The sequence below is a fragment of the Nocardiopsis sp. LDBS1602 genome (genome assembly GCF_035818715.1).
GTDB classification, from domain to species: domain Bacteria; phylum Actinomycetota; class Actinomycetes; order Streptosporangiales; family Streptosporangiaceae; genus Nocardiopsis; species Nocardiopsis alba.
In genome coordinates this window covers 333,889-358,426 of the sequence record NZ_JAYLVW010000003.1, presented here as the reverse complement: position 1 = coordinate 358,426, position 24,538 = coordinate 333,889, and the positions used below count along the sequence as shown (strand labels likewise).

Annotated in this window: 21 protein-coding genes; 12 read left to right on the top strand and 9 right to left on the bottom strand. The window is 69.6% G+C overall.

Annotated elements, in window-relative coordinates:
- Nucleotides 1–2,043: 2,043 nt before the first annotated feature.
- From U9J66_RS13570 to U9J66_RS13550, 5 genes are all read right to left on the bottom strand, one after another.
- Nucleotides 2,044–2,916, bottom strand: coding sequence for an ATPase (locus U9J66_RS13570; protein ID WP_326337851.1), 873 nt, complete (start codon nucleotides 2,914–2,916; stop codon nucleotides 2,044–2,046).
- Between the two features lie 11 nt (nucleotides 2,917–2,927).
- Nucleotides 2,928–4,253 (bottom strand): type VII secretion integral membrane protein EccD, encoded by a 1,326-nt coding sequence (gene eccD, locus U9J66_RS13565; protein WP_014913391.1) that lies wholly within the window; start codon nucleotides 4,251–4,253, stop codon nucleotides 2,928–2,930.
- A gap of 84 nt (nucleotides 4,254–4,337) precedes the next feature.
- Nucleotides 4,338–5,315, bottom strand: coding sequence for a TNT domain-containing protein (locus tag U9J66_RS13560; RefSeq protein ID WP_014910336.1), 978 nt, complete (start codon nucleotides 5,313–5,315; stop codon nucleotides 4,338–4,340).
- 49 nt (nucleotides 5,316–5,364) lie between these two features.
- On the bottom strand, nucleotides 5,365–5,658 hold the full coding sequence (locus tag U9J66_RS13555) for a pore-forming ESAT-6 family protein (protein WP_014912421.1): 294 nt from the start codon (nucleotides 5,656–5,658) through the stop codon (nucleotides 5,365–5,367).
- 25 nt (nucleotides 5,659–5,683) lie between these two features.
- Nucleotides 5,684–6,013, bottom strand: a complete 330-nt coding sequence (locus U9J66_RS13550; RefSeq protein ID WP_014909589.1) for a hypothetical protein — start codon at nucleotides 6,011–6,013, stop codon at nucleotides 5,684–5,686.
- 463 nt (nucleotides 6,014–6,476) lie between these two features.
- Between U9J66_RS13550 and U9J66_RS13545 the strand changes: the two genes are divergently transcribed.
- From U9J66_RS13545 to U9J66_RS13505, 9 genes are all read left to right on the top strand, one after another.
- Nucleotides 6,477–6,746: a hypothetical protein gene (locus U9J66_RS13545; RefSeq protein ID WP_326337850.1), complete on the top strand. Its 270-nt coding sequence runs from the start codon at nucleotides 6,477–6,479 to the stop codon at nucleotides 6,744–6,746.
- 32 nt (nucleotides 6,747–6,778) lie between these two features.
- Nucleotides 6,779–7,120 carry a DUF6507 family protein gene (locus U9J66_RS13540; protein WP_326337849.1) on the top strand — a complete coding sequence of 114 codons (342 nt, stop codon included), beginning with the start codon at nucleotides 6,779–6,781 and terminating at the stop codon, nucleotides 7,118–7,120.
- A 141-nt stretch (nucleotides 7,121–7,261) separates the two neighbouring features.
- Nucleotides 7,262–9,811, top strand: a complete 2,550-nt coding sequence (locus tag U9J66_RS13535; protein ID WP_326337848.1) for a hypothetical protein — start codon at nucleotides 7,262–7,264, stop codon at nucleotides 9,809–9,811.
- Nucleotides 9,804–10,511: a pentapeptide repeat-containing protein gene (locus U9J66_RS13530; protein WP_326337847.1), complete on the top strand. Its 708-nt coding sequence runs from the start codon at nucleotides 9,804–9,806 to the stop codon at nucleotides 10,509–10,511. Before U9J66_RS13535 ends, U9J66_RS13530 begins: the two co-directional genes overlap by 8 nt.
- A 97-nt stretch (nucleotides 10,512–10,608) precedes the next feature.
- A complete protein-coding gene (locus U9J66_RS13525) occupies nucleotides 10,609–11,376 on the top strand; it encodes an immunity 49 family protein (RefSeq protein WP_326337846.1) in 768 nt (255 codons plus the stop codon).
- Nucleotides 11,377–11,652: 276 nt separating this feature from the next.
- Nucleotides 11,653–12,540: an immunity 49 family protein gene (locus U9J66_RS13520; protein WP_326337845.1), complete on the top strand. Its 888-nt coding sequence runs from the start codon at nucleotides 11,653–11,655 to the stop codon at nucleotides 12,538–12,540.
- A gap of 108 nt (nucleotides 12,541–12,648) precedes the next feature.
- Complete coding sequence (locus U9J66_RS13515) at nucleotides 12,649–14,094, top strand: DUF6177 family protein (RefSeq protein WP_326337843.1); 1,446 nt, start codon at nucleotides 12,649–12,651, stop codon at nucleotides 14,092–14,094.
- 166 nt (nucleotides 14,095–14,260) lie between these two features.
- On the top strand, nucleotides 14,261–18,244 hold the full coding sequence (locus U9J66_RS13510; protein ID WP_017534406.1) for a type VII secretion protein EccC: 3,984 nt from the start codon (nucleotides 14,261–14,263) through the stop codon (nucleotides 18,242–18,244).
- 852 nt (nucleotides 18,245–19,096) lie between these two features.
- A complete protein-coding gene (locus U9J66_RS13505; protein ID WP_017534404.1) occupies nucleotides 19,097–19,669 on the top strand; it encodes a hypothetical protein in 573 nt (190 codons plus the stop codon).
- Nucleotides 19,670–19,690: 21 nt separating this feature from the next.
- Here the strand turns inward: U9J66_RS13505 and U9J66_RS13500 are convergent, their stop codons facing one another.
- From U9J66_RS13500 to cutA, 3 genes are read right to left on the bottom strand one after another with little or no spacing between them, the layout of a single operon-like run.
- Complete coding sequence (locus tag U9J66_RS13500; protein ID WP_161111046.1) at nucleotides 19,691–20,347, bottom strand: GNAT family N-acetyltransferase; 657 nt, start codon at nucleotides 20,345–20,347, stop codon at nucleotides 19,691–19,693.
- 53 nt (nucleotides 20,348–20,400) lie between these two features.
- A complete protein-coding gene (locus U9J66_RS13495; protein ID WP_161111045.1) occupies nucleotides 20,401–20,982 on the bottom strand; it encodes a hypothetical protein in 582 nt (193 codons plus the stop codon).
- The gene (gene cutA / locus U9J66_RS13490; protein ID WP_326337841.1) at nucleotides 20,979–21,320 is read right to left on the bottom strand and encodes a divalent-cation tolerance protein CutA; all 342 of its coding nucleotides are present in this window, start codon (nucleotides 21,318–21,320) and stop codon (nucleotides 20,979–20,981) included. The genes U9J66_RS13495 and cutA overlap by 4 nt, the downstream gene beginning before the upstream one ends.
- 123 nt (nucleotides 21,321–21,443) lie before the next feature.
- On the opposite strand from cutA, the gene pyrE reads away from it, so the two are divergent.
- Nucleotides 21,444–21,977 carry an orotate phosphoribosyltransferase gene (pyrE, locus tag U9J66_RS13485; RefSeq protein WP_017534400.1) on the top strand — a complete coding sequence of 178 codons (534 nt, stop codon included), beginning with the start codon at nucleotides 21,444–21,446 and terminating at the stop codon, nucleotides 21,975–21,977.
- A 59-nt stretch (nucleotides 21,978–22,036) separates the two neighbouring features.
- Here pyrE and U9J66_RS13480 read toward each other — a convergent pair whose 3' ends face one another.
- Complete coding sequence (locus tag U9J66_RS13480; protein WP_026124979.1) at nucleotides 22,037–22,423, bottom strand: RodZ domain-containing protein; 387 nt, start codon at nucleotides 22,421–22,423, stop codon at nucleotides 22,037–22,039.
- A gap of 415 nt (nucleotides 22,424–22,838) precedes the next feature.
- Here U9J66_RS13480 and fbaA point away from each other — a divergent pair, with 415 nt between their 5' ends.
- On the top strand, nucleotides 22,839–23,861 hold the full coding sequence (gene fbaA / locus U9J66_RS13475) for a class II fructose-bisphosphate aldolase (protein WP_014912124.1): 1,023 nt from the start codon (nucleotides 22,839–22,841) through the stop codon (nucleotides 23,859–23,861).
- A gap of 140 nt (nucleotides 23,862–24,001) precedes the next feature.
- Nucleotides 24,002–24,418, top strand: a complete 417-nt coding sequence (locus tag U9J66_RS13470; protein ID WP_014909881.1) for a DUF3151 domain-containing protein — start codon at nucleotides 24,002–24,004, stop codon at nucleotides 24,416–24,418.
- Nucleotides 24,419–24,538 lie beyond the last annotated feature (120 nt).

Below are 24,538 nucleotides of genomic sequence, written 5' to 3'. Positions count from 1 at the left end.
GCCCGTGCCGAGCGGCACCGCCGACCGCCGCGCGACGCTGAGGGGACGGAGCGTGGCCGGTCGGCGGCCCCGTCCGACGGTGATCCTCGGGTCTTCTGGCCCCCTCGAGAGGGCGGCCCGGGACACCGTCGGACGGTGGGCGCGGACGTCCGCGCCCCAGGGGCGCGTTCGCACAGGGGAGGCGGACGCGCCCCGCCCGTTCACTCGGGCCGAGGCGCTCCCGTGCGGTTCAGCCGACCTTCAGGCGTCCGAGGCTCGCTCGGAAGAGCGTCCTTCCGACGAAGGACGTGGGGACCGGAGGCACGTTCGCCACGCGCTCCTCGAAACCGCCCGGTATCGGCGCGGATCGGTCCGTCTCAGAGGCGGGGCCGGTCCACGACACGAGACCCGGTTCGTGGAAACCCGGGACCGCGGCCTCTCCGTCGGGGGCCGGGGTCCCCTCGACGAACGGGGCCGGAGGCTCCACCGGGGCGGGGGCCGGGGCCGTCTCCGGTGAAGGCGCGGGTGGGGGCGTGACCGTCTCCGGTGCGGGGGACGGCGGAGACGCGAGCTCCTCCCGTGGAGGGGTCGCGGGAGCCGCGTCCGCCTCTCGAGGAGGGGACGGCGGGTCCGTCGGCCGCGGGCCCGCGGGGGTGACGGCCGGCTCCGGTGTTCCCGGCGTGGCCGGAGGGACCGCAGGGCGGGGCGTCTCGGAGGGCCCCGGTGGTGCGGAGGGTGGCGTCACCCCTCTGGGAGGCGTGGGCGGGGGCCCGTGGTGCGGTCGAGGCGTCTGGGGCCCGGTGTCCGGCCGCTGTTCCGGTGGGACGTCCCTCGACGGCCCGGTGGGCGCCGTGGGGGCGACCGGGGTTCCCATGAGGAAGGCCTCGGCCATCGTGTCCAGAGAGAGGTCGCGTGCGGGCCCGGCGGGGCTCTGCGGACCCGACGGGGCCTGGGCCTCGGGCGGCCCGGGAGGTCGCTGCGGCCCGGACGGCGCGGAGCCGGCCCCGGGCGGCCCGGCGAGCGGACGTCGGGGACCCGAGGGCGGCTGCGCGGGGAACCGACCCGGAGGGTTCTGCGGACCGGAGGGCACGGAGGCGGGGCCGGGCGGCCCGGCCTGGGGACGTCGCGGACCTGGCCGAGGAGGTCCTGGAGGGTTCTGCGGACCCGACGGGGCCGAGGCGGGAGGGACCGGCCCGGCCGGAGGACGCTGCGGACCCGACGGGGCGTGCTGCGGACCCGACGGGACGTGCTGAGGGAACCGGCCCGCGGGGTTCTGCGGACCGGACGGCGCGGAGACGGGACCGTGCGGGCCGCCGGGAGGAGGCTGCGGACCCGACGGAGCCGAAGCGGGAGGGACCGGCCCGGCCGGAGGACGCTGCGGACCCGACGGGGCCTGGCCCGGAGGGGGCCCGGGAGGCCGTTGAGGGCCCGAGGGCGCCTGGGCCGGAGATCTCCCCGGAGGGTTCTGCGGACCGGACGGCGCCTGCGAGGACGGAGGACGCTGCGATCCCGAGGGGATCCGAGGGCCGGAGGCCGGTGGGGAAGGGGGCCCGGGGTGCGGTCGAGGACCCGAGGGCGCGCCGGCGGGACCGTGCGGCCGTTGCGGGCCGGACGGCGCCTGCGGCGGCTGAGGTCCCTGCCGTTCGGAGGGGCCCGACGGGGTCCGCCCCGCACCGGGAGAGGCGCTCGGAGGGCGCTGGGGACCCGAGGGTTCCGGTGCGCGCTTCGGTCCCTGCGGCTTCTGCGGTCCGGACAGGGGCAGGGCCGGGCGCTCCATCCGCACGGTGACGTCGTCGGCGTCCGGTTCCTCCGGGGAAGGCGGCGTGGCCGAGGGCTCGGGGTCCCGCTTCGGCCCCCGCGCCTCCCGAGGGTCGGACAGGGGCAGGGCCGGCCTCTTCATGTGGACGGTGGTGTCGTCGGGGTCCGGTCCCTCCACGGGGTCCTGCTCCCCGGAAGGAGCGGAGAAGGAGGTCGGGAACGTGTGCCAGTGCCCTCCCTCCGCGTTCTCGGAGGTGGCCGCCCCCTCTTCGGGGCGGTCGTCCTCGGGCGTGCGCTCGTCCGCGCTCATCGTCCACCCTCCGTGCTCGATCCACCGTCGACGGCCCGGGCCAGCGCCTCTACCGCCACCGCCTGCACCAGCCGGTGCGTACTCTCCGCGATCCGGTCGGGCAGCGCCTCGATCCGCTGCTCCAGATGGCGATCGGGCGGTAGGACGATCACCGCCGCCCCGCTCTCCTCGATGATCCGCGCCGTGCGCGTCACGTCGAGGTCCTGTCCCGTGTCCTGTTCCCGGGCCAGGACCACCACGGTCCGAGCGAGTTCGGCCGCGTTCTCGCCCGAGGCCACATCGTCGAGTTCCCGCCCCAGGCGCACCACCGCCTCGCGGGTCGCCCGCACCACCCGGACCCGGGAGTGCGCGCGGGCCGCCATCGTCTCCAGGAACCCGCCGCCCCGTTCACCGGCCACCAGGGTCACCCCGAAGAACCGGGACACGGGCAACAACCCCGAGGCGTACGTTCCGCCGTCCTCGGGGTCGGTGCGCGCCGTCCACAGCCGATCGGTGACCTGCCCGAGGCCGTCACGGACCGTTTCGAACGCGGCCGCGTCGGTCGCGCCCAGGTCCCCGGGCTCAGAGGCTCCCAGCCGGGTCGCCAACGACGGCTCCCCTGTCTTGGCGTCCACCACCAGCACCCGGTCGTGCCTCAGGTGCGCGAGCGCCCGCGCCATGAGCGCGGCCACCACGGTGGCGTCGGCCCCCGTACCCACGTCGTCCACGGCGATCCGGCGTCCGGTCACCGTGGACCGCTGCAACCCGGATCCGAGTTCGACCGCGCGGGCCACCCCGTCCACCGGCCCCAGCGGCCGGAACAGGAGGCGCCCGACCCGCCGGGCCCACCCGTCTCCGAAGACCGGCCTCACCCTCTGTTCGACATCCATCGTTCCCCCGCTCAGAACGTCTCGAGGAGACGCTGGTAGGTCCCGAAGGCCCCCACCGCCAACGGCACCAGCACGATGACGGCGACCGCCTCGCATCTGCTGGTGATCCCGCGCAGGCGGGCCCGCACGTGTTCGGGCTGTTCGACCGACAGCACCACGGCGGGGATCGCCGCGACCGCGGCGACCGTCCCGAGGGCGGGCCAGATCCCCCACGCGTACGTCTGGGTCAGGGCCAGGAGGAAGGCTCCCGCCACCACCAGGCTCGCCACGACGAGCACGGCCTTCTGCACGGTCAGCGGGAAGAGCCGGGAGCGGCTGGCCACGACCACGGCCAGAGCCACCGCCAGCCCCGCGGTCCACGGGTCGAGCTGCGAGGCCAGCCCGACGCCGGCGGTGACGGCCGCCGCCGCCACGGCCACTGTGGCGATCACGAGACTACGGTGCGCGTCGGCCACGGAGGAGAGCACGTCTCCCCTGGCCACGTCCTCGCCCGCGTTACGCCGATCGTCGAAGACCGCCAGGCCCGAGAACATCAGGGCCAGCCTCAGGATCGTGCTCAGCAGCACCACGCAGGCCACCGTCATGACGGCGGCGACCTGATGGGCCGGAAGGCCGAAGGCCGCCGCGCCCGACCAGACCACGGCCAGGGCTAGCCCGGTCCCACCGCCGATCAGACCGCCCCGGCCCAGGCCGGAGGTGAGCCCGAGCATCAGGACCAGGCCGGCGACCAGAGCGACCGATCCGCCCCAGCGCGCCCACTCCGGCCAGCCGAAGAGATCGCAGGCGAGCCACAGGGTGAGTACACCGACCGCCGCGCCCGCCATGGACAGCGCCGTGCCCAGCGGTTCCCGCCAGAAGGCGCCCAGGGCCGCGCCCGCGACCAGGAGCAGGGCCGCGACCACCGCGAGGCCGGTCATCCCTCCGGTGGAGGGAGAGTGCAGATGACCGAGCCAGGCGCCGAGGACCGCCAACGCCACCAACGCGGCGGTGGCGGTCCAACGGGCCGCCGACGGGGTCCATCGCCCGCTGTGGTCGTCGATGGCCTGGGAGACCGCTTCGGGCACTTCGTGCACGACCGGGGCGGGAACCGGGTCCTCGGCCCGCACCAGCCGCAGCACCGCGCCGTCGGCCACCTCCCGCTCGGCGAGGGTGGTCTCCCCCACCAGGGCGGTCCCCGATGTGGTGACCAGGTGGCGAGACCGGGCCGGGTTCTCCACCGGGTCGCCCAAGAGTTCGAGTACCTCGGGCATGAGGGCGCCCACAGGCTCGTCGGCGGGCAGAACCGCGTCGACCCTGCGCTCCTCGCCCACGAGCGTCACGCGGCTCCAAGCGGTCATGGTCCTCCTATCCTGCGGGATCGTCATGGTCGTGTCGGGGGTCGCGGCTCCGGGGCGGTCCGACCGCGCCGCCCCGGGCCGAGGTCAATCGGGCACTTCGGTGACGGCGACGCGTTCGACGTAGCCGTTCCCGATGAGCCAGCGCAGGGTCGGCGCCGGCGGGGTCTCGCCGAAGCCGGCGGTGTCGAGGGTGAAACGGATGCCGCCCCCGGGCAGGTCGCCCTCGGCGGGCGCCGTCGTGGCGGTCACCTGGAAGGGGTGGATCACCCGGTAGCGGTGGTAGAGGGGTTCGCCGTCGGGGTCGGCCCGCGCGTGCTCGGGAAGGCCGCGCTCGGCGAAGGGCGTGCCGTCCGGGCCGAGGTGACGTCCGCTCTCCTGGCCGAAGGCGTCCACCAGGTCCCCGGGTTCAAGGGTGTGCAGGTAGGAACCGCCGCTGCGCTGCTCCAGCTCGTCGCGGACCTTGTCGGCCAGCGCGGTGCTCGCCGCGGCGGCCTCCGTCTCCTGCGAGGAGGTGAGGGGCGCGGGGTCGGCCTCGACCGTGGCCAGCTCCTGGTGGAGCCAGCGCGCCGTCTCGTCCTCGGTACGGAACTCCGCTCCGGGGCGGCCCTGGTCGTGGTCCATGACGGACACCGAGAGGTAGCCCTCGGAGTCCTCGGTGATCAGGTAGTAGCTGTCCACCGTGCCGGGGTCGGGGCGCGGGTCTCCGGGGAGCACGTAGAGGCTCGGCGCCACCCCGGCCTCGTCGAGTTCGGCGCGCAGTTGGTCGAAGGTGACCTCGCTGCCGACCCAGTTCCCCGGGGTGGGCGGAAGGGCACGGGTGGCCGGGCCGGAGGCGGCCTGCTCCTGCTCGACGCGTTGCGTGCCGAGCCGGTGGTCGATGAAGGACCAGCCGACCGATCCTCCGCAGACCACCGCGGCCAGGCAGACGCTGCCGATCACCTTGGCGATGTTCTCGTCCAGGCGCCGCCGCGTGCGTCCGCCTCCGAAGAGCACGGCCTCGCGCAGGCGTTGTCGGCGTACGGCGACGGACTCGAGCAACTGACTGTCGTAGTCGCGTGCCACCCGTGCTCCTCGCTACCTCTCGTCGCTGAATGCCCTCAGGGGGCGGGGGTCAGATGCTCTGGACCGCGCTGTTGGCCCGGCTCAGTGTCTCCTGGGCGGTGGAGTCGTTGGTCTCCAGGGTCTCGCGGACGAGGCGGATGATCTCCCGAACCTCGTTGGCCGCGTTGTGCCACTTGAGTTCCTTCTCGCTGTACTCCTCGGAGACCCCGGTGGCCTCGAACTCGGACATCGCGGTGCTCACGTCGGTGTCGCGCTCGCCGATGATGCCTTCGAGTCGGTTCATGATGGTGTTGATGTTGCCCTGGGCCTCCTGGGAGGCGCCGAGATCGTAGGCGTTCTTCATCTGGTCTCTCCTGTGGGGGTGAGGATCAGCGGAACTTGGCGCCGTCGAAGTTGGCCGCGCCCATGTTGGCGTTGGCGTCGTCGGCCATGGTGTCGGCACCGCCGACGAAGGCCGCGTTCATACCCTCCTGGCCGACCTGGATGGAACCGAGGCCCGCGCGCAGGTCGGACGCGATGCCGTCGGCCCGCGCCTTGAAGGAGTCGAAGGCGGCCTTGCCCGCGCCGTCGAACTTGCCGGCGAGCGGCTCGGCGGCCTGGACGAGTTGCTGGACGAGCGAGCTGAGTTCGTCACCCGAGCCCGCGGTGTTCTGTCCGAGAGTGGTCAGCGTCGCGTCGCCGACTTCCCAGCGTGACATCCGTTCACCTGTTCTTTCTTCGGGGGGTCTTCGCGAGGCCGTCGCCTCCCGTACCAGGGATGACGCGCGCGAAGCACCGACGGTTCGGAAGAACAACAAAGCCGTACAAGAAACACGATGCCCCAGAGAGGGAGAAACCGCATCCTACAAGTGGGCGGTGACGGAAAAGGAGACGGGCCGGCCCCGTAACTCGGGAGGCCGGACGAGGCCGGTGATCACCGAAGAGACATCCGGCGACTCCTGAGACGAACGAAGAAAGGCGGAGCGAGATGCACGCCACCTCTCCCCTATTCGCGCAGGTAAGAGCGGGTTTTGGAAACTCCCCCCTCGTACCGGCTTCTCCCGTCTTTCCTGGTTGTGCCAACATCGGCGACGAACCTTCCTCCCACTTCGCCCGGATGCCCCTCGAGGACGAGGGAGGAACGAGAACCGATCCGTCCTGTCACACGTCTGAGAGAACATCGTGAAGTTCGAGTTGATCGATCTCCCAGAACCGACGCCCTCCTCATCCGACGAACCCACCGAGCACGAGCCGGGCCTCCCCCCGGTGAGGGTCGTCGCGGAGCGGGCCCGCGGGCGTGTGCGCGCGGAGTCCGAGGCCCTCCGCGTCACCCTCGACCGGATGTGGGAGACCATCGCCTCGACCAGGACGGAGCGCTCCCCCGCGACGACCACCCCCTCGGTGGTACCGACCGGCTTCCGTCCCGAGGCCTTCTCACGCCGCGATGACTGAGGCACCGCCACGTACACGAGAGGAAAGATTCCGTGTCCCAGTGGAACATCCAGCCCGAGGCCGTGGGCGGCGTCCTACAGACCGTCATCGGCCACTTCGGTGAAGAGGGAAGCGGGGAGGGCTTCGTCGGCATCTTCGACAAGCTCCAGGACAACCTCGAGCAGGCCGGCGAGGCCTCCGCCGACGCCGCCGTCAACATGGCCCTGATGGAGTTCGCCGGGCACTACTTCGGCATCCTCGGCGACATGGCGTCCCTGACCATGTCCGCCGTCTCCGGGGCCAGTGAGGCCACCACCCACTACGTCAACGGCAACCTGGAGATGGCCGAGGAGGCTCAGGAGAACGCGGGTGTGATCCCCGACCCCGAGCCCTAGCCGAAACCGCCCCGTCCTCCTCCGGGGTCCCCCACCCCGCCACGAGTCCTCCCTCTCCGGACCGGCCGTCCCGCCCCGTCGGCCGGGCCCCTGTCCCGGGAGCCCCACGGTCCTCCCCTGAACAGATGATGGTGACCCCCTTTGTCCGATCTGATCGATCCGAGCAGCTTCCCCATCCCCGAGACCAAGACCTACACACTCGACTACGTGGCGGGAAAACTCACGCGCCAAGGCGACGAGGTCACCACCGTGACCGGGGACATCACCAGCGCGTGGAGCGGCCTTGAGGACTGCTACTCGGCGCCCGAGAGCGCCGATCTGTACACCGTCCTCAGCCCGCTCACCGGTGACGCCGAAGAGGTCGCCACCGCCCTCTCCACCACGGGCGACGCCCTCAGCACGTTCGCCGAACGCGTCGCCGAGATCAAACGGGACTGGTACGCCCTGCGGACCGAGGCCCGCGAGTTCCTGAGCAGCATCGACTACGGAGAGAAGGAGGGCTGGCGCGACGGCAGTGGGATCTGGTTCTGGAAGGAGGAGAGCCCCGACGTCGTCAAGCACAACGAGCTGATCAAGCGCGGAAACGACCTGGTCGAGGCGTACGAGGAAGCCGCACGCGACTGCGCCAACGCCATCACCTCGCAGTTCGACGGCACCGTGTTCGTCCCCAACTCGGCCGACGGCACCCCGCCCGGAGAAGGCCAGTTCGCCTACGGTTTCGACGGTTCAGTCGACGTACCCACCGAATGGGGAAGCGCGCAGAAGACCGACCACGCCTGGTACAACGACGCCGGCGACGCCGTCGGCGACTTCGTCGTCGGGATCGGAGAGGACCTGGGCGGCGCGATCGGCATCCACAGCGCCACCAACGGCTGGTTCGGCGCCAGCTGGGGGGACAACCTCGCCGAATACTGGGGGGACGCCTTCTACGGCGCGGCCGCCATGGCCGGTTTCAGCCGCGATGAGGAGGGCTGGGGCTGGTCCGGTTCCACGATGAAGGACTCCTGGCGGGACGCCGCGCACGCGATGGTGCCGTGGGAGGAATGGGGCGAGCGGCCCTGGTACACCATCGGCACCGCGGCGCTCAACATCGGCTCGGTCGTGGCCGGTGTCGCCCTCAGCGCCACCGGCGTGGGCGCGGTCGTGGGCGCTCCGTTGCTGGCCTGGCGGGGTTCGAAGGTGCTGAGCTCCGTGGGCGGCGGCCGCACACCGGACCTGGACACCCCGGACACCCCCCGACTCAGTCAGGCCGAACTGGCACGGATACCCCGCTACGGCGACGGGCCCGTCACCCCGGTGGACCTGAGCGGAGTGGACGCCGCCAAACTCGACACCTCCGCGCTCGGCCGGATGAACGAGTCCCTGGAACGGCTCTCCGCCGCCCGCAGCGGTGGCGGCGACGGCAGCGGCTCGGGGAGACCCGGCGGTTCCGAGACCGACACCCAGGGGACCGGCGCCCGCCCCACCACCGCGGGCAACACACCCGACACGGAACGCACCGAGCGACGCTCCCCCACCGGCCGCAAGGACGACGAGACCGAGAACCCCACCGCCGGACAGCTCGAGGACACCCAGGACTTCCTGGACGGCATCGACCAGGAGTCGACCAACTCCGTCCGCGAGGGCGCACAGCGGGAACAGGACAAGTGGGTCGCCGAGCAGACCGTCCCCGACGACGCGTCGAGCCTCTACGACACCCCGGTGCAGCGCTACGAGAGCGAGCCCTCTCGGGTCGAGGCACCGGTTCAGGAGAAGGTCGCCGTCGACAGCGCGGGCAACGAGATCAACGCCCACGACAACAGCCGCGTCACCAACAGCACCGACACCAACGGCTCCCCCATGGACACCCCCCGCACCGGCGGTAGCGGTGGCGGCGGACACCACCTTCTCGGCTCCGACTCCGGCCGCGGCGGCACCCTCGGCGGCAACGGGGGCAACGGAGGAGGCGGCGGTACCGGCGGCCCCGGCAACGGCAACGACGGCGTCCCCGGCGGCCGGCTCCCCGACGACCCCAACTCCTCGGACCGCCCCAACGACCGGTCCGACGCAGAGGACCGACCCAACGACCGGTCCGATGCAGATAAGCCCGGGGATCCAGATCGATCGGAAGCGGGAACAAAGCCATCAGAGTCTAGAGACGGGGATGACTCTGGAAGCGAGGAAGGGTCATCAAACCACAATGACCAGACCAACGACACCAACACATACCAAAGCCCAGAACCAGGAAGCCTCGAATATGAGCACAGAATAAATGAATTGTCAGAAGACCCGGCAAGCGGACCAGCGAACACAGAGCACAAAAAAGCCGCCAACAACAGAGAAGCCGAAGTGGGGCTTGCAGCAGAAAGACAAGGCCTGGTTAAGCCGCCGATCAAAAGAGGAGACGTAGAACACTCCAATGGAATCACAAAAGACAGGGGTGATTTTATTGACGCAGAAGGCCAACCCTGGGACGTCAAGGGATTCAGAGACACAATCCCCCACGGACCCATGGCAGGAAAACCCACAACAGGGAAGAGTGCATTCACGACAGCCAAGGCGGAACAATCGATCAACCGAGAGCTAGAAGGAGGAAAAAATGTGATACTAGACATGAATGCACTCTCCGACCCCACAAACAGGGAAATACTAAAGAACTTCGTTGAATCAAACCCAGACTGGGACGGAAAGGTCATCTTTATCTATGTTTGATTACCACGGAGAGCGACTCCAAAATCCCACCGCATGGCCAACAGACCCCACGGCAAAAGAAATTCTTAGAGAATACGTAGTATTCATAAACAGCAAAGATGGCAGCCATGGAAGTGAACTGAGTGGCCCCTACGATTTTCGCGGTGCAGACCTTCGGAAATTCCAAATGCAGTGGCAGTTTCTCTGGGGATCCAACTTCTCGGGAGTAATACTGGATGGAGCAGATCTCTACAAAGCAGAAATGGTCGAAGTGGTTCTTCGTGAAGCTTCCCTCAAGGATGCAAACCTACATAAGGCAGACATTAGTGCCTGCGAAGCACAGCGGGCATCCTTCGCCGGGGCGAACCTCTTGAACACCGATCTCTCTGAGTCCGATCTCAGAGAAGCAGACTTCAAGGAGGTTTGGGCAGGCGGCACACTGTTCTTTAACTCCGACCTAAGGGGTGCAGATTTCCGGAGGGCGAGGTTCGGCACAGAAAAAGCCGGAGTATGGACAGACTTCAGTGGAGCAAAAATCGGAGGCGCTCTATTTTCAGGGGTGGAGGGGACAGTCCTCGGACCGATCGATGTCGGCGAGAAGAGCAGAAGCATTCTGGACGGCCTCGACCTTGAAAAGTGGTTCGCGGACCAGGGTGCACCCGAAGTGAGAGTCAGAAAACTCAAAAAAAGGATGACTCCCGATCGACATCCCCAAGCATGACACCGGAAAGCCGCATTTCTGGGACTACATGGAGTTCTTTGAAAAAAGGATAGAAAAAAGAGTCTCTTGGCTGATAAATAGCCCAATGATGGCCGGTATGGCCATGGACGCCGTCGGCCTAGAGTCCTTGAATTATCTGTCCGTCGACCGCAGGGCCTCAGAGATTACGACTTGGGAGGCCTGGACCACCTGGATGCAGGTCGCCGAAGCACCCTTCGCCATGTGCACTCTGGAGCCGGGGCAGACCACAGAACGCCTCATCAACCAGAAGACCCGCACCCTGAAATACCTCCCACCCAGCAACGCATGCGATGCCGGAGGTTGGTTGACCGCCTTCTTTCTCGCCGTCACCTGCCGGGATGAAAAGCGCGTCTTCTCCCTTTGCCAGATCTCTCCAGAGTTCCTACGTGAGGCCTCCGAGATCGAGGGAGGAGGTTACGACGATTACATCTATCCCTGGATCGCAGCGGTTCAAGATTTCATCCTCGATCGCCCCACTCTGGGCGAGAACCTCTACCAGGCCATGGATCTTTCCCAGCCGCAGAATGCCACCATCAGCAGGGCCGAGGTTCTGGATTCACTGGTCTTTCCGGTGATGAACGCCTTCTATCGATTTGTCCAACAGGACACCGCTAAGTTCAACGAGGCCATGGAACAAGGCCTACGCCTCTTCCACTCCTACTACACCGCCGATGAGGAACGAGCCGAGAACATCTACGGCACCATCCCGACCCACCTCTTCGGAATCGCCTGCCTGGCCTACGACCTCGCCCAGGTAGTGCCCGACTTCAACCCCGACCTCGACACCCCCTACTTCCCCGTACATATCCTCCACCGAACCCGCCGCAACGACATTCCTATCTGACCCGAAATTCCGAAGGAGTGAAAGCACCGGCCAACACGAATTAGCCCCTATGGCTTGACTGAAATCAACGAAGCCTCAAAATACCCGAGACATCCTTGATGGATGCCTCTCCCACCTCGACCCCGCTCTTTCACCAGAGGAATCGGGAGACGCCTCCTGGTGTCATGCCATGGCATGACACCAGGAGGCGATCATTATTTTCTATTGCCATCGAATCTTTATAATGGGGAGAATACAATGACGAGAGCCCCTCCCCTCCTCTAGGAAGAGACCGAATTGCTAGCCGACATCCCCAAGCGTGACACCGGTATGCCGCACTTCTACCGGCTCATGGAAGGTTTCCCAGAAGAAGCCGAGGGCGAGGTACAGAGCCTGATCGGCAAGCCCTGGCTGGCCGGCATGGCCGGAGACCTACTCCGCTCGAACGCCATGACCTGTCTGGCGATGGACCCCAGGGCTGCGGAGATCCTGACCTGGGAGACCTGGACCACCTGGATGCAGATCGCCGAAGCACCCTTCGCCATGTGCGTCCTGGAACCGGACCAGACCACTGAACGCCTCATCAACCAGAAGACCCGCACCCTGCACCACCTACCCCTCGGCTACACCTGCGGCGCGGGCCCCTGGCTGAACGCCTTCTTCCTCGCCCTCACCTGCCGAGACGAGCAACGCGTCGACTCGCTCTGCCGGATCTCCCCGGAGTTCATCCGTGAGGCCAGTGAGCACAACGGCGGAGCCTATGACGAGTACGTCTATCCCTGGATCGCCGCGTTGCAGGACTTCATCCTCAACAGGCCCACCCTGGGCGAGAACCTCTACCAGGCCATGGACCTGTCCCGACCGGAGAACGCCACCATCAATGACGCCGAAGGCCTGAACTCGCTGGTCTTCCCGGTGATGAACTCCTTCTACCGGCTCGCCCAACAGGACACCGCCAAGTTCGACGAGGCCATGGAACAAGGCCTACGCCTCTTCCACGCCTTCTACACCGCCGACGAAGAACGAGCACGCAAGTCGGAGGGCACCATCCCGCTCGCCCTCTTCGGAATCGCCTGCCTGGCCTACGACATGGCCCAAGGCACCGACTTCGACCCCGACCTCGACACCCCCTACTTCCCGAAACACATCCTGGAACGCTCCCGCCACGGTGAGATGCCCATCTGACCCTTCGGCCACCGATAGCGCACGCGGTCGCCGAGGGCGGAGGGGCAGGCGTTAGCGTGAGCGTTCAGCCCCTGTCCTCCCACCCCGCCGAGCCCTGAGGAGCTCCCTTTGAGCCGTAACGTGGTCGCCTTGGTGCCCACCGCCCCCGACCGACGTGCCCTGATCCACGCGCTCGCCGCCGCCGACCGGGATCTGCGCGTGCGGATGGTCGCCGACGGCGCCCTGGTGGAGCTCCTCGACGAGGAGGGCCGGGTGGTGGCGAGTATGCAGGCCGCCCAGCGGTTGACCCTGGCGACGGAGGCGGATCGTCTGCTCGCCTCGGAGATCGCCGACGATCTGCCCGCGCAGCCGTACTGGGTGGAGGCGCGCGGGACGCATCTTCCCGGGGTGGACCCCACCGGTGTGGTGTCCCGTTTCGCGCGTTCCCTCACCGATCGGCTCGGTGGTGTGGTGTGGACGCCCGAGCCGGCGCTGCCGTCCCCGGCCCCCTTCCTGACCGGCTCTTCCGAGCGGCCGGCGATCGCGGCGGTCACCGAGCGGGCCGCGGTGATGGTGGAGGACCGTCCCCTGGTCCCGCTGTCCCCCTGGGTGGTGGACGCCATGTCCCACCACTCCCAGGAGGAGACGGGGTTCCAGCTCCTCACCCCGCATACCGCCCGTCTCACCCACGCCCTGGCCAGAACCCTGCGTTCGCCCGCCGCCCGTTGGGTGGTCCAGGCCCCCGGGAACCGCTACTACGACGGTTTCTCCGGGCTTCCGCTGCGTTGGGACGAGCGGGAGGCGTTCGTCGTGGACCGGGAGGCGGCGGAGGAGGGCCCGCTCGAGGAGTACCGGCCCGACCGGGCCGATCACGCCTCCCAGCTGCTCGTGGATCTGACCGTGGAGCATCCCGCCGAGAACGGGCTGGTGTTGGGCGAGGCGGTGGAGCTGATCGGCGAGATCCTCGCCGGGGCCGGCCCGGCGGTCTGGGGTACGGCCGAACCGCTCACCCAGGAGTGGCGCCGCGCGGTGTTCACCCGGACCGTCCGGATGAGGGCGCCCCGCCCCACGCTGGCCGTGTTCTCCGGGCTTCGGGGTGAGGGGGTCCGCCCGTTCGAGGGGACGGTTCGGGTCAGCCGGACCGCCTCGGGGGTACGTGAGGCGATCTCGTGCGTGATCGGTTTCCCCGAGGGTGAGGAGCACGACCCGTCCGCGCTTCCCGCTCTGGTCAAGGCGCTCACCGAACGGGAGCTGCTGCGGACCTTGACGGTGCACCGGCTGCACGGCCGGTCCGACCTGACGTACGCGCCGCACTGGGTGGGGCCGCCCATCCCGGTGGGGATCGCGTTGGGGGTGGAGGCGGTGTCCGAGGTCGGCACCGAGCACGCGGTCAAGGCCCCGGTCCGTCCGGTCCCCTTCGGTTCTCCGATGGCCCCGGCGCTCTGGTACTCGGTGGGCACGGGGATCGAGGAGGAGTCCTGGCCGCGGTTCCGGGCTCTGATGACGCATCTGACCCCCGACTCGGTCTCCTCGCCCGGGTCCTCCTCCGAGAACGCACCCGCTCCGGGGGACTGATCCCGGGCGCCGTCGGCCGTGCGTCCGGGAGAACGCTCCGCCCGGCGTCTCCCCTTCCATGACGGAAGGCCCGCGGAGTCCTGTTCGGTAGGGTTCTCACGAACCCCCGGGCGCCGCCCCGTCTCAGCCCGCCCACCCCCGTCAGGCACCGCCGAGAGGAACGCCGATGAGCCTTCGCGTCGTGCACCGCCCAACACGCACCGTGCACCCCGCACCGGCGCAGGAGCCCCACGAGGTCGAGGCCCCGCCGACCCTTCCCGACGGCAAGGCGCAGGGGAATCCGCTGATGACCATCATGCCGGTGGTCGGCATGATGGTGTCGATGACCGTCATGATGGTCATGCGCAACCCGGCGTTCATCGCGCTGGGCGGTGTCATGTTGGTGGTGGCCCTGCTCGCGGCCGCCGCCATGTTGTTCTCGCGCCGTGGACAGGTCGGCCGTCAGCGCCGTCAGCAGCGGGATCTCTATCTTCAGTACCTGGAGGAGCTGCGCGAGGAGCTCACCGGGTGGGAGCGGTCGACCCGTTCGCACGCCCGACTGTTGGATCCGCCGCCGGAGGCCCTGTACGACGTGGTCCGTGATCCCACCCGGTTGTGGGAGCGTCGCCGTAGGCACCGCGACTTCCTGCGCGTGCGAGTGGGGACCGGTCTCACCGAGGGGCGTCCGCTGCGGCTGGCCGAGCAGGGCACCGCGCTCACCCCCACCGACCCGTTCATGCTCTCGGAGGCTCAGACGGCGATCCGGCGGTTCGAGACGATCCCCGACATGCCGCTGACGTTGCCCTTGGACATGGCCGGGGACGTGAGCGTGGTGGGTGAGCGCGAGGACGTCATGCGGCTGGTCCGGGCGCTCATGGCCCAGTTCGGCGCCTTCCACGCGCCCGAGGACGCCGGGCTCGCGGTCTCCTATCCCGAGGAGCGCGCCGAGGACTGGGCGTGGCTGCCCTGGCTGCCTCAGGTGTTGGACCCGCAGCGGCGCGAGGGCGGGGCGGCGGTCCGCCTCATCGCCCCCACCCCGGCCGAGCTGGGCGGTCTGCTCGCCGACGAGCTGCGCGCGCGCACCGACTTCGCGTCCGAGGTGCGACGGGGTATGGGCAAGCGCGAGGCCTATCAGATGATGCGTCGTCTCCTCGTCGTCCACGACACCCACGGCGAGGTCGCCTCCGAACTCGTGCGCCCCGATGAGGCGGTCGACCCCGGTTCGCTCGCGGTCACCGTGCTGCACCTGGTGTCCCGACAGGTGGACGAGCCCGGGGACGTGAACGTGCGGATCACCGTGGAGGGCGACCGGATCCGGATGGAGGAGCTGCGCGGCTCCGACCCCGTGGTGACCGTCGGCACCCTGGACGATGTCTCCGACGCCGTGCTGACCGGTCTGGCGCGCATGCTGGCGCCTCTGAGGCTGTCCCCGGAGTCGGTGGAGGAGACCGCCCAGGAGGGCGGCTCGGTGGACTTCCCCGCGATGATGGGCGTCCAGGATCCGGGTGCGATGGACGTTCCGAGGATGTGGTCGCCGCGGAGCGAGCGGGCCTTCCTGCGGGTGCCCATCGGGATGGACGACATGGGGCGCCCGGTCATCCTGGACCTGAAGGAGTCCGCCCAGTTGGGCATGGGCCCGCACGGGCTGTGCGTGGGCGCGACCGGTTCGGGTAAGAGCGAGATGCTGCGCACCCTGGTGCTGGCGTTGGCGGCCGGGCATTCGCCGGAGCAGGTCAGCATGGTGCTGGTCGACTACAAGGGCGGTGCCACCTTCGCGCCGTTCGAGAGCATGCCGCACGTGGCCGGGGTGATCACCAACCTGGAGGACGACGCGGCCCTCATCGAGAGGGTGTACTCGAGCCTGTCGGGCGAGGTGCAGCGCCGGCAGCAGGTCCTGCGCGACGCCGGGAACGTCCCCAATATCGGCGACTACCTCTACAAGCGCCGGCACGATCCGAGTCTGCCGCCTCTGCCGCATCTGCTGGTGATCATCGACGAGTTCGGTGAGCTGCTGACCGCCAGGCCCGACTTCATCGACCTGTTCCTGTCGATCGGCCGGATCGGCCGCAGCATCGGTGTGCACCTGTTGCTGTCCAGCCAGCGGATCGAGAGCGGGAAGCTGCGCGGTCTGGAGACGTACCTGTCGTACCGGCTGGGGTTGCGCACGTTCTCCGAGGAGGAGAGCCGCACCGTCCTCAACACTCCCGACGCCTTCCATCTGCCCTCACTGCCCGGCTTCGGGTATCTGAAGGTGGACACGAGCGTGTACCAGCGGTTCAAGGCCGGGTACGTGTCGGGGGCCTACCGAGGCCCGGTGGCCGAGGAGGAGCCGGACGAGGGGCGACCGTCGGTGCGCCTCTACACCGCCTACAACGAGGACCCGGAGGAGGCGGTGGACACCGGGGGCGGCGCGCAGGAGGAGAGCCCGATGCCCTCGCGCACCGTCGGCCCGACCCTGCTCGACGTGATGATCTCGCAGTTCGGCCGACACGGGGATCCGGCACGGTCGATCTGGCTGCCGCCGTTGCCTCACGCCGCGGCCCTGGACACGCTCGTGGGGGCTCCCGAGCGCGGCGACTCCGGGCTCCGGCTGCCCGGGGACCGCGAGGCGCTGCACGTGCCGATCGGCCTGTTGGACGACGCCACCAAGCAGTGGCAGGGCGTGTGGGAGCTGGACCTGACCGCCTCGGGCGGGCACGTCGCCGTCATCGGTGGTCCGCAGAGCGGTAAGACGACGTTGCTGCGCACTCTCGTGCTGTCGCTGGCGATGACCCACACCCCGCAGCAGGCCGCGGTGTACTGCCTCGACCTGATGGGCGGCGGTCTCCAGGCGTTGTCGTCCCTGCCGCACGTGGGCGGGGTGGCCGCGCGGACCGACGGCGAGCGGGTGCGGCGGACCGTCGAGGAGGTCCAGGGCATGCTGGAGCACCGTCAGGAGGTGTTCCGGGAGCGGGGCATCGACTCGGTGGCCCAGCTGCGTCGCAGGCACGCGCGCGGTGAGGTGCCCGAGTTGACCAGCGCCGACGTGGTGCTGGTCATCGACGGGTTCGGTGCGCTGCGCAAGGACTTCGAGGACGTCGACACCATCGTCAACGATCTGCTCCAGCGCGGTGGCGGGTACGGGGTGCACGTGGTGGCGGGCATGTTGCGCTGGAACGACGTGCGCATCGCCGTGCAGTCCAACTTCGGGCAGAAGCTGGAGCTGCACCTCAACGACGCCTCCGAGTCCACGATCGACCGCAAGCTCGCCGAGACCATCAGTGCGAAGGCCCCCGGGCGGGCGCTGTCCGACTCGGAGTTGTTCGGTCAGGTGGCGTTGCCCCGCATCGACGGGGTGGACACCGACGACGAGCTGGGCGAGGCCGTGGAGAGCGCCGTCCGGGAGATCGACGGCGCCTGGGCGGGCCGTCGGGCGCAGAGCGTTCGGGTGCTGCCGCACCGTCTGTCGGCGCGGACCCTGCCCACCCCCGAGTCCGAGTCGCGTCTGGTGCCGATCGGGGTGGACGAGCGGGCCCTGGATCCGGTGATGCTGGATCTGTTCGATCGGGATCAGAACCTGCTGGTGCTGGGGGACGGCGAGTGCGGCAAGACCAACCTGCTGCGGCTGATCGCGGAGGGGCTGGTGGCCCGCTACTCGTCGGACGAGGTGGTGTTCGCGGTGATGGATCCGCGGCGGACCCTGCGCGAGGTGGTGCCCGAGCCGTACATGGGCGGGTACGCGAGCAGCCCCAAGGTGTGCGCGGGGCTGGCCGCCGGTGTGGCCAAGGAGGTGGAGGCGCGGGTTCCCGAGGACGGCGACCTGGACGCCTTGGAGCCGGGGTCGATCAAGGGGCCGCGCATCGTGGTCCTGGCCGATGACTACGACGTGCTCACCACGGCCGGTCAGAAGCCGCTGGCCCCGTTCGTGCCGTTCGTGTCCAACGGACGCGACATCGGCCTGCACTTCGTGGTGGCCCGGCGGGTGGCCGGTGCCGGGCGGGGGATGTTCGACCCGCTGGTGCAGGCGGTCCGGGAGATCGGGACGAGCGCGCTGATCATGTCCGGCGACCGTTCCGAGGGCCAGCTCCTGCCCCGGCTGTACGCGAGCGCGCAGCCTCCCGGCCGTGGCCGGTGGGTCCGCCGCGGTGGCAGCCCCCACCTGATCCAGACCGCTCTTCGCGACGAGGACTGAGGAGCGGGTCGACGCCCCGGGTTCAGGCCTGGCCCCCGGGCCTGTCTCCGGGGCCGAAGGTGCGGTAGGGGTCGGTGGCGTAGGAGGGGGCCGGGATGTGGAAGGGGCCGTTCGGCGGCATCGTCGGACGGGCGGGTTCCGGCCGTTCTCGGGGCGCCGAGTCCCACGGGGCGGCGACCGGTCGCTCGCCGTACCGCGTATCGGCTCCGGGGCCGGTGTTCCACCGGTCGGACCGGCCCGCAGTGGGTGCGGGCCGTCCCGGAGGGTTCTCCCCGGGGCGAGGCCGCGCGTTGAGGAAGGCGTCGGCGTAGACGTCGCCGGCGATGACCGGTGGCCGCCGGGGCGGCGTGGGGGCCGATGGCCGGGGAGGCAGAGGTCGTGCCCCCGATACCGAGGGTCCGGTCGGGAACGAGGGGGGTCCCGAGGCCGGAGGGCCCGGCGGGACCGGGGCCGAAGGGCGTGGGGCGGCGGGCGCGCCGGGGTTCCACGCGGGGTGGGCCCCCGTGGGCCCCGTGGGCCTCGGGGGGTGGGGCCGGGGAGGGAGCCGAGGTTCCGGAGGGGGTCCGGGATAGGCCGGCCCGGTCGGAGGAGCGCCGATCCCGGGCCCGTTCTCGAAGGCGACCGGTGGTCGGGGGCCCGGGTCGGCCCGGACGTGCGGAGGCCGGGGTGCCTCATCCGGTTCTCCGGCCCTCGACCCCCGCGTCGCGTGTTCGCTCATGGGCTCTCTCCCTCGTCAGCCCTCACTTCGTGTGAGCCTCCCCAGGAAAGCACACCCGTGTTCGTGTTCGACAGACGGTCGACCTGACCCATAAAAGGATCAAAACGTACATTTCGGGTCGTTATTATCAGTCAATGTTCACACGATTCTCGGGGTTCCTCATCGGGTCGTTCTTCGGCCTGGTGTTCGTTCTGGTCAACGTCGGACCCCCGCTATCCCCCGCCCTGATCTGGGGGATCCGCGTTCTCGCGGTGACCATGGCCGCGGCCGTCATCGTCCTGATCATCCTCATCTCCCGCCGAGAGTCCACTCAGAACGCACAGCCCCCTTCCGACGCCGAACCGGAGGAACCGCGGTTCGGCCCCTTCTTCGGCGTCGTCGTCCTCATCGAGTTCGCCCTGATCTTCGCCGGGGCCACTCTGATCGGCCGTCTCGGTCTCCCTCCCGAGACCGGGGTCGCCTGGGTCGCCCTCGTCGTCGGCCTGCACTTCTTCCCGCTGGCCTGGAAGTGGCGACAGCGTGAGCTCGTCTTCGTCGCCTGGTACGCGACCGTGCTCGGCGCGATCGGGCTGGCCCTGGTCGCCGCCGGTCTCCCCGCCTGGGCCCCGCTCGTCAGCGGCGTGGTGACCGGCTGCGGGATGCTGCTCGGCTGCCTTCTCGGGATCGTCCCCCTCTACCGGCGGGCCCTCGCTCCCTCCGAAGCCTGACGTCCGCCCGCCGGCCCCGTCCTATTCGGGGAGTTCCCCCACCCCGAAGTAGGGCAGGGCCGGCTCCAGTCCTTCGATCTCGACCGGGACCGTGCGGTGCTCCTCCCAGTCCCGCCGGGTCAGCCGGTAGCGCAGTTCTCGGACCCGCCGCCCACGCACCTCGAGGTGGTCGATCCCGTCCGGGCGATAGCCCAGACGCCGGGACACCCCGATGGAGGCCGCCGAGGTGTCGAAGGCCTCGGTGACCGCGTCCAGCGCGCCGAGCCCCTCGAAGGCCAGATGCAGGATCGCCGCCCGCATCTCGGTGCCCAGGCCCCTGCCCTGATACTCCCGGGTCAGCCAGGATCCGCTCCCCACCTGGCGGGTGACCGCGAAGTCCTTCGCGTTCATCTCCTGGAGCCCGATCACCCGCCCCTCGAAGATCACGACGGCGTTGAAGGCCCACCGTTCGGGGGTCCAGGCCGCCATGGTGCTCCAGTTGTGCTGGATCACCGCCCGTCCCAGCCGCTCCGGGCCCTGGTCCGTCCAGGGTTGTCGGAACGGCATGGTCTCCGGGTCGTGGACCCCTCGGAGCGCGGCGTCGGCCAACGCGGAGAGGTCGGCGTCGGTGGGCATGCGCAGACGGAGGCGGGGCGTGCTCAGACCCACTCCGAGCGGCGGGAAATGGTCGCTGATCATGCCCCCGCATTCTTCTGCCCTCCGCCACCGGATGTCACCCGGTTTATCGGTGCTCAGCGAACGAGTTCGTCGATGAGCGCCGCCAGTTCCGCGGCCGTCCGCCCGGGTTCGGCGACCGCGTCCCGTACCGCCCATCCCCGCATCCCCGCCAGATGGGCGGGGTGCGCGTAGGCGGGATCGGTGAGCAGGTAACCGCAGGGCGCGTCCGGCCAGTCCGGGACCGTGGGCAGACGTTCGGTGCGGTAACCGGCGGGTTCGTCCGCACCGGCCGGGATCCCCGTCAGATCCTGGTCTCGGGAGATCTCCTCACGTGTGGGGCTGCCGGGACGCGGCAACGGGGCGTCGACCAGCACGTAGCCGAGGACGGGCCGGTGGGCCGCCCGTTGGGCCGCGCCGACCGCTCCGAGCAGGGGGCCCGAGTCGCCCCGGGCCACCAGGACCGTGGGCTCGTCGGTCGCGACCAGGCGGTTGATCTCCAGGCTCGCCCGGGCCACGTAGCGCGCGGCGTGGGGCGCTGTGAAGTCGTCCGTCACCTCGGGCAGGACCGCCGCGCGGCCGAGCGCGTCGAGGTCCCGGTCGATCCCCGGCGGGGAGAAGGGGGCGCCGAGGGTGGGGGGTAGAAGGACCGTGATCACGCGGGTCCGCCCCCGCGTGTCTCGTCCCGGACCCAGGCGAGGTAGCCGGGGTTGCCCCCGACCACCGGCAGGGCCACGACCTCGGGCACGTCGTAAGGGTGGATCTCGACCAGGTGGGCGACCAGGTCGTCCAAGCGGTCGGACGCGGTCTTGATCACGACCTTCCACTCCTCGTCCGCCCGGACCTCCCCCTCCCAGCGGTAGAAGCTGCGGTGCGGACCGCTGACCTGGGCACAGGCCGCCAGTCGGTTCTCGATGACCGAGCGGGCCAGCGCCTCGGCCCCTTCCCGGTCGTCGATGGTGGTCTCCACCCTGACGACATCGGCACGTTCTGACATGGTCACCCCATCGGGACGGTGTTGTTCCGGGTCGGGCGGGGTCGTGCGAGGTCGCCGGTTCGACGCCCCGCCCCTCGTCGTCCGGTCCGAGGGGCCCCACCCGGTGTTCTAGGCTCACTGATCATGAGCGAACGTGATGAACTCCTGCGTCAGATCAACGATAAGGCGGTCGTGCGCGGGAAGGTGACCCTGTCCTCCGGCCGGGAGGCCGACTACTACGTCGACCTGCGCCGGATCACCCTGGACGGGGAGGCCGCGCCGCTGGTCGGCTCGGTCCTGTTGGACACCGTCGCGGACCTGGAGTTCGACGCGGTGGGCGGTCTGACCCTCGGCGCGGACCCGGTGGCCACCGCGATGCTGCACGCCGCGCACGCGCGGGGACGGCGCCTGGACGCCTTCGTGGTGCGCAAGGCGGGCAAGGCCCACGGGTTGCAGCGCAGGATCGAGGGTCCGGACGTCAAGGGGCGGCGTGTGCTGGCTCTGGAGGACACCTCCACGACCGGTGGCTCGGTGATGACCGCGGTCGAGGCGTTGCGCGAGGCGGGCGCCGAGGTGGTGGCGGTCGCGCTGATCGTGGATCGCGGCGCGCGGGCCCGACTGGAGGAGGAGGGCCTGGAGTACCGGCCGATCTTCGAGGTGTCCGACCTGGACGTGTGAGTCCGGCCTCTCGGTGCGGGCGGGGTCGATGCCGGCCCCGTCCACCGGGGTCCCGGGACTCAGGGGTTCAGGGTGAAGGAGTATCCGGGGTCGCGGTCGGAGACGTCGCGCGGTTCCCCGTTGACGTAGAGCTCGACGGCGGTCGGATCGCCGATGGCGACCTCCAGGCCGTCGGTGTTCTCCCGGTAGTGCACCGAGTCGCCCTGGACGACCTCCTGGTCGAGGAGGACGTCACCACCGGGCACACGGACGAAGACGCTGGTGGACTCGCCCACCACGTCGATGTACAGGGCACCGGTCTCGGTGGTGTCCACCGGTTCGGCGGCGACCTCGGACGCGTTGACGCCCTCGGAGGCACTGCCGGTTCCCGGGATCGAGCGGTACAGGAAGTACCCGCACAACGCCACGAGGGCCACCAGGAGCGCGACGGTCCCGACGATGGCCATCACTTGGCCAACGCCCTTCGGATCATTCCTATGCCGTCCCACGGCGATGAATGTAGCGCGTATCACGGCAAAAAGCGACAGCAGTCGTCCTGAAGACCCGCTTCCACCACTGGAAACCACAAAACGGTAGGTAAACCGCTTTTCTTCCCGACCCCTCCGTCGTCCTCTCCGACACCCCTCGTAAGCTGCGGGTACGTCGACATTCCCGGCCGTTTTGGTCTAGACCTTTCAATCGGCTCCGGGGATTCGAGATACTTGAACGACACCTGGTGGACACCCCGGACGAACGGCCCGCCTCCCGGGCCTCCCCTCACGACCGGTCCCTCCACCGGGGCAACGCACACGGGGTGCCGTCGGCACGCAGAGTAGGCGCCGGCGGACGCTCGCTCCAGGCCGAACCAGGGAGAGTCAAGCCATGCCCATCGCCAGCCCCGAGGTCTACACCGAGATGCTGAGCCGCGCGAAGTCCCAGGGCTTCGCCTACCCGGCGATCAACGTGACCTCCAGCCAGACGCTGCACGCCGCGCTGCGCGGCTTCGCCGAGGCCGAGACCGACGGCATCGTGCAGATCTCCACCGGTGGTGCCGAGTTCCTGTCCGGCGCCTCGGTGAAGGACATGGTCACCGGCTCCGTCGCCTTCGCCGAGTTCGCTCGCGTCGTCGCGGACAAGTACCCGGTGAACGTCGCCCTGCACACCGACCACTGCCCGAAGAACAAGCTCGACGGTTTCGTCCGTCCGCTGCTGGAGATCTCCAAGGAGCGCGTGGCCAAGGGCCGGGAGCCGCTCTTCCAGTCCCACATGTGGGACGGCTCCGCCGTGGAGCTCGAGGAGAACCTCCAGATCGCCGAGGAGCTCCTGGCCGCCTCCAAGGCCGCCCGGACCATCCTGGAGATCGAGGTCGGCGTCGTCGGCGGTGAGGAGGACGGCATCGTCGGCGAGATCAACGAGAAGCTGTACACCACCCCGGAGGACGCCCTGCGCACCGCCGAGGTCCTGGGCCTGGGCGAGAAGGGTTACTACATGACCGCCCTGACCTTCGGCAACGTGCACGGCTCCTACAAGCCCGGCTTCGTGAAGCTGCGCCCCGAGGTGCTCAAGAGCGCCCAGGAGGCCATCGCCGAGCGTTACGGCAGGACCAAGGCCTTCGACTTCGTCTTCCACGGTGGCTCCGGCTCCACCCTGGAGGAGATCCACGAGGCCATCGACTACGGCGTCGTGAAGATGAACATCGACACCGACACCCAGTACGCCTTCACCCGCCCGGTCGTCGACCACATCATGAAGAACTACGACGGTGTGCTCAAGATCGACGGCGAGATCGGCAGCAAGAAGGCCTACGACCCGCGCGCCTACGGCAAGGTCGCCGAGGCCGGCATGGCCGCCCGCGTGGTGGAGGCCGCCCAGCACCTCAAGTCCGCCGGCAACAAGATGAAGTAGGACCCGGAGTCCTTCGCGGTGCCCGGTGGCCTCGGCCGCCGGGCACCGTTCGTCTCCCCCCTTCCCCGGGCGCCGACCGGGCTCCGACGTGGACCGGACCGTCCTCCGGAAGGGTCTCGTCCCGGTGGCAGGATGGAGGCATGAACCTGCACCGGAACCTGCTGAACGAGCCGCCCGAGACGCGCCTGGCCGACGACGCCGAGGCGCGCGAGGCCCTGGCCGCCTCCGACGACCCCACCCCGGTCGCCGGCCGTTTCCCGTCCTACTCCGCCGCGTGGGCCCGTCTGGCCGAACTCGCCCTGGCCGACGGCCGGCCGGTCGCCGCCTACGCCTACGCCCGCACCGGGTACCACCGGGGCCTGGACCAGCTGCGTCGCTCGGGCTGGAAGGGCCACGGCCCGATCCCGTGGGAGCACGAGCCCAACCGGGGCTTCCTGCGCGCCCTGCACTACCTGGGCAAGGCCTCCGAGGCCATCGGCGACACCGAGGAGGCCGAGCGCTGCTCGACCTTCCTGCGTGAGTCCAGCGCCGAGGCCGATCGGGCCCTCAACGGCTGATCCGCTCCGATCCTCGCGTGCCGGGCGTTCCGGGAACGCCCGGCACGGTGTGACACGGGCACCCCACGGCCGCTCTCAACCGAGATGCGCAGGTCGTGTACGCTCAATACGCAACGGCCC

Coding starts and splice junctions, on each gene's coding strand:
- U9J66_RS13570 (WP_326337851.1), bottom strand. CDS start 2,916: ATGGATGTCGAACAGAGGGTGAGGCCGGTCTTCGGAGACGGGTGGGCC.
- eccD (WP_014913391.1), bottom strand. CDS start 4,253: ATGACCGCTTGGAGCCGCGTGACGCTCGTGGGCGAGGAGCGCAGGGTC.
- U9J66_RS13555 (WP_014912421.1), bottom strand. CDS start 5,658: ATGAAGAACGCCTACGATCTCGGCGCCTCCCAGGAGGCCCAGGGCAAC.
- U9J66_RS13550 (WP_014909589.1), bottom strand. CDS start 6,013: ATGTCACGCTGGGAAGTCGGCGACGCGACGCTGACCACTCTCGGACAG.
- U9J66_RS13530 (WP_326337847.1), top strand. CDS start 9,804: ATGTTTGATTACCACGGAGAGCGACTCCAAAATCCCACCGCATGGCCA.
- U9J66_RS13525 (WP_326337846.1), top strand. CDS start 10,609: ATGGCCATGGACGCCGTCGGCCTAGAGTCCTTGAATTATCTGTCCGTC.
- U9J66_RS13510 (WP_017534406.1), top strand. CDS start 14,261: ATGAGCCTTCGCGTCGTGCACCGCCCAACACGCACCGTGCACCCCGCA.
- U9J66_RS13505 (WP_017534404.1), top strand. CDS start 19,097: ATGTTCACACGATTCTCGGGGTTCCTCATCGGGTCGTTCTTCGGCCTG.
- U9J66_RS13500 (WP_161111046.1), bottom strand. CDS start 20,347: ATGATCAGCGACCATTTCCCGCCGCTCGGAGTGGGTCTGAGCACGCCC.
- cutA (WP_326337841.1), bottom strand. CDS start 21,320: ATGTCAGAACGTGCCGATGTCGTCAGGGTGGAGACCACCATCGACGAC.
- pyrE (WP_017534400.1), top strand. CDS start 21,444: ATGAGCGAACGTGATGAACTCCTGCGTCAGATCAACGATAAGGCGGTC.
- U9J66_RS13480 (WP_026124979.1), bottom strand. CDS start 22,423: ATGGCCATCGTCGGGACCGTCGCGCTCCTGGTGGCCCTCGTGGCGTTG.
- fbaA (WP_014912124.1), top strand. CDS start 22,839: ATGCCCATCGCCAGCCCCGAGGTCTACACCGAGATGCTGAGCCGCGCG.
- U9J66_RS13470 (WP_014909881.1), top strand. CDS start 24,002: ATGAACCTGCACCGGAACCTGCTGAACGAGCCGCCCGAGACGCGCCTG.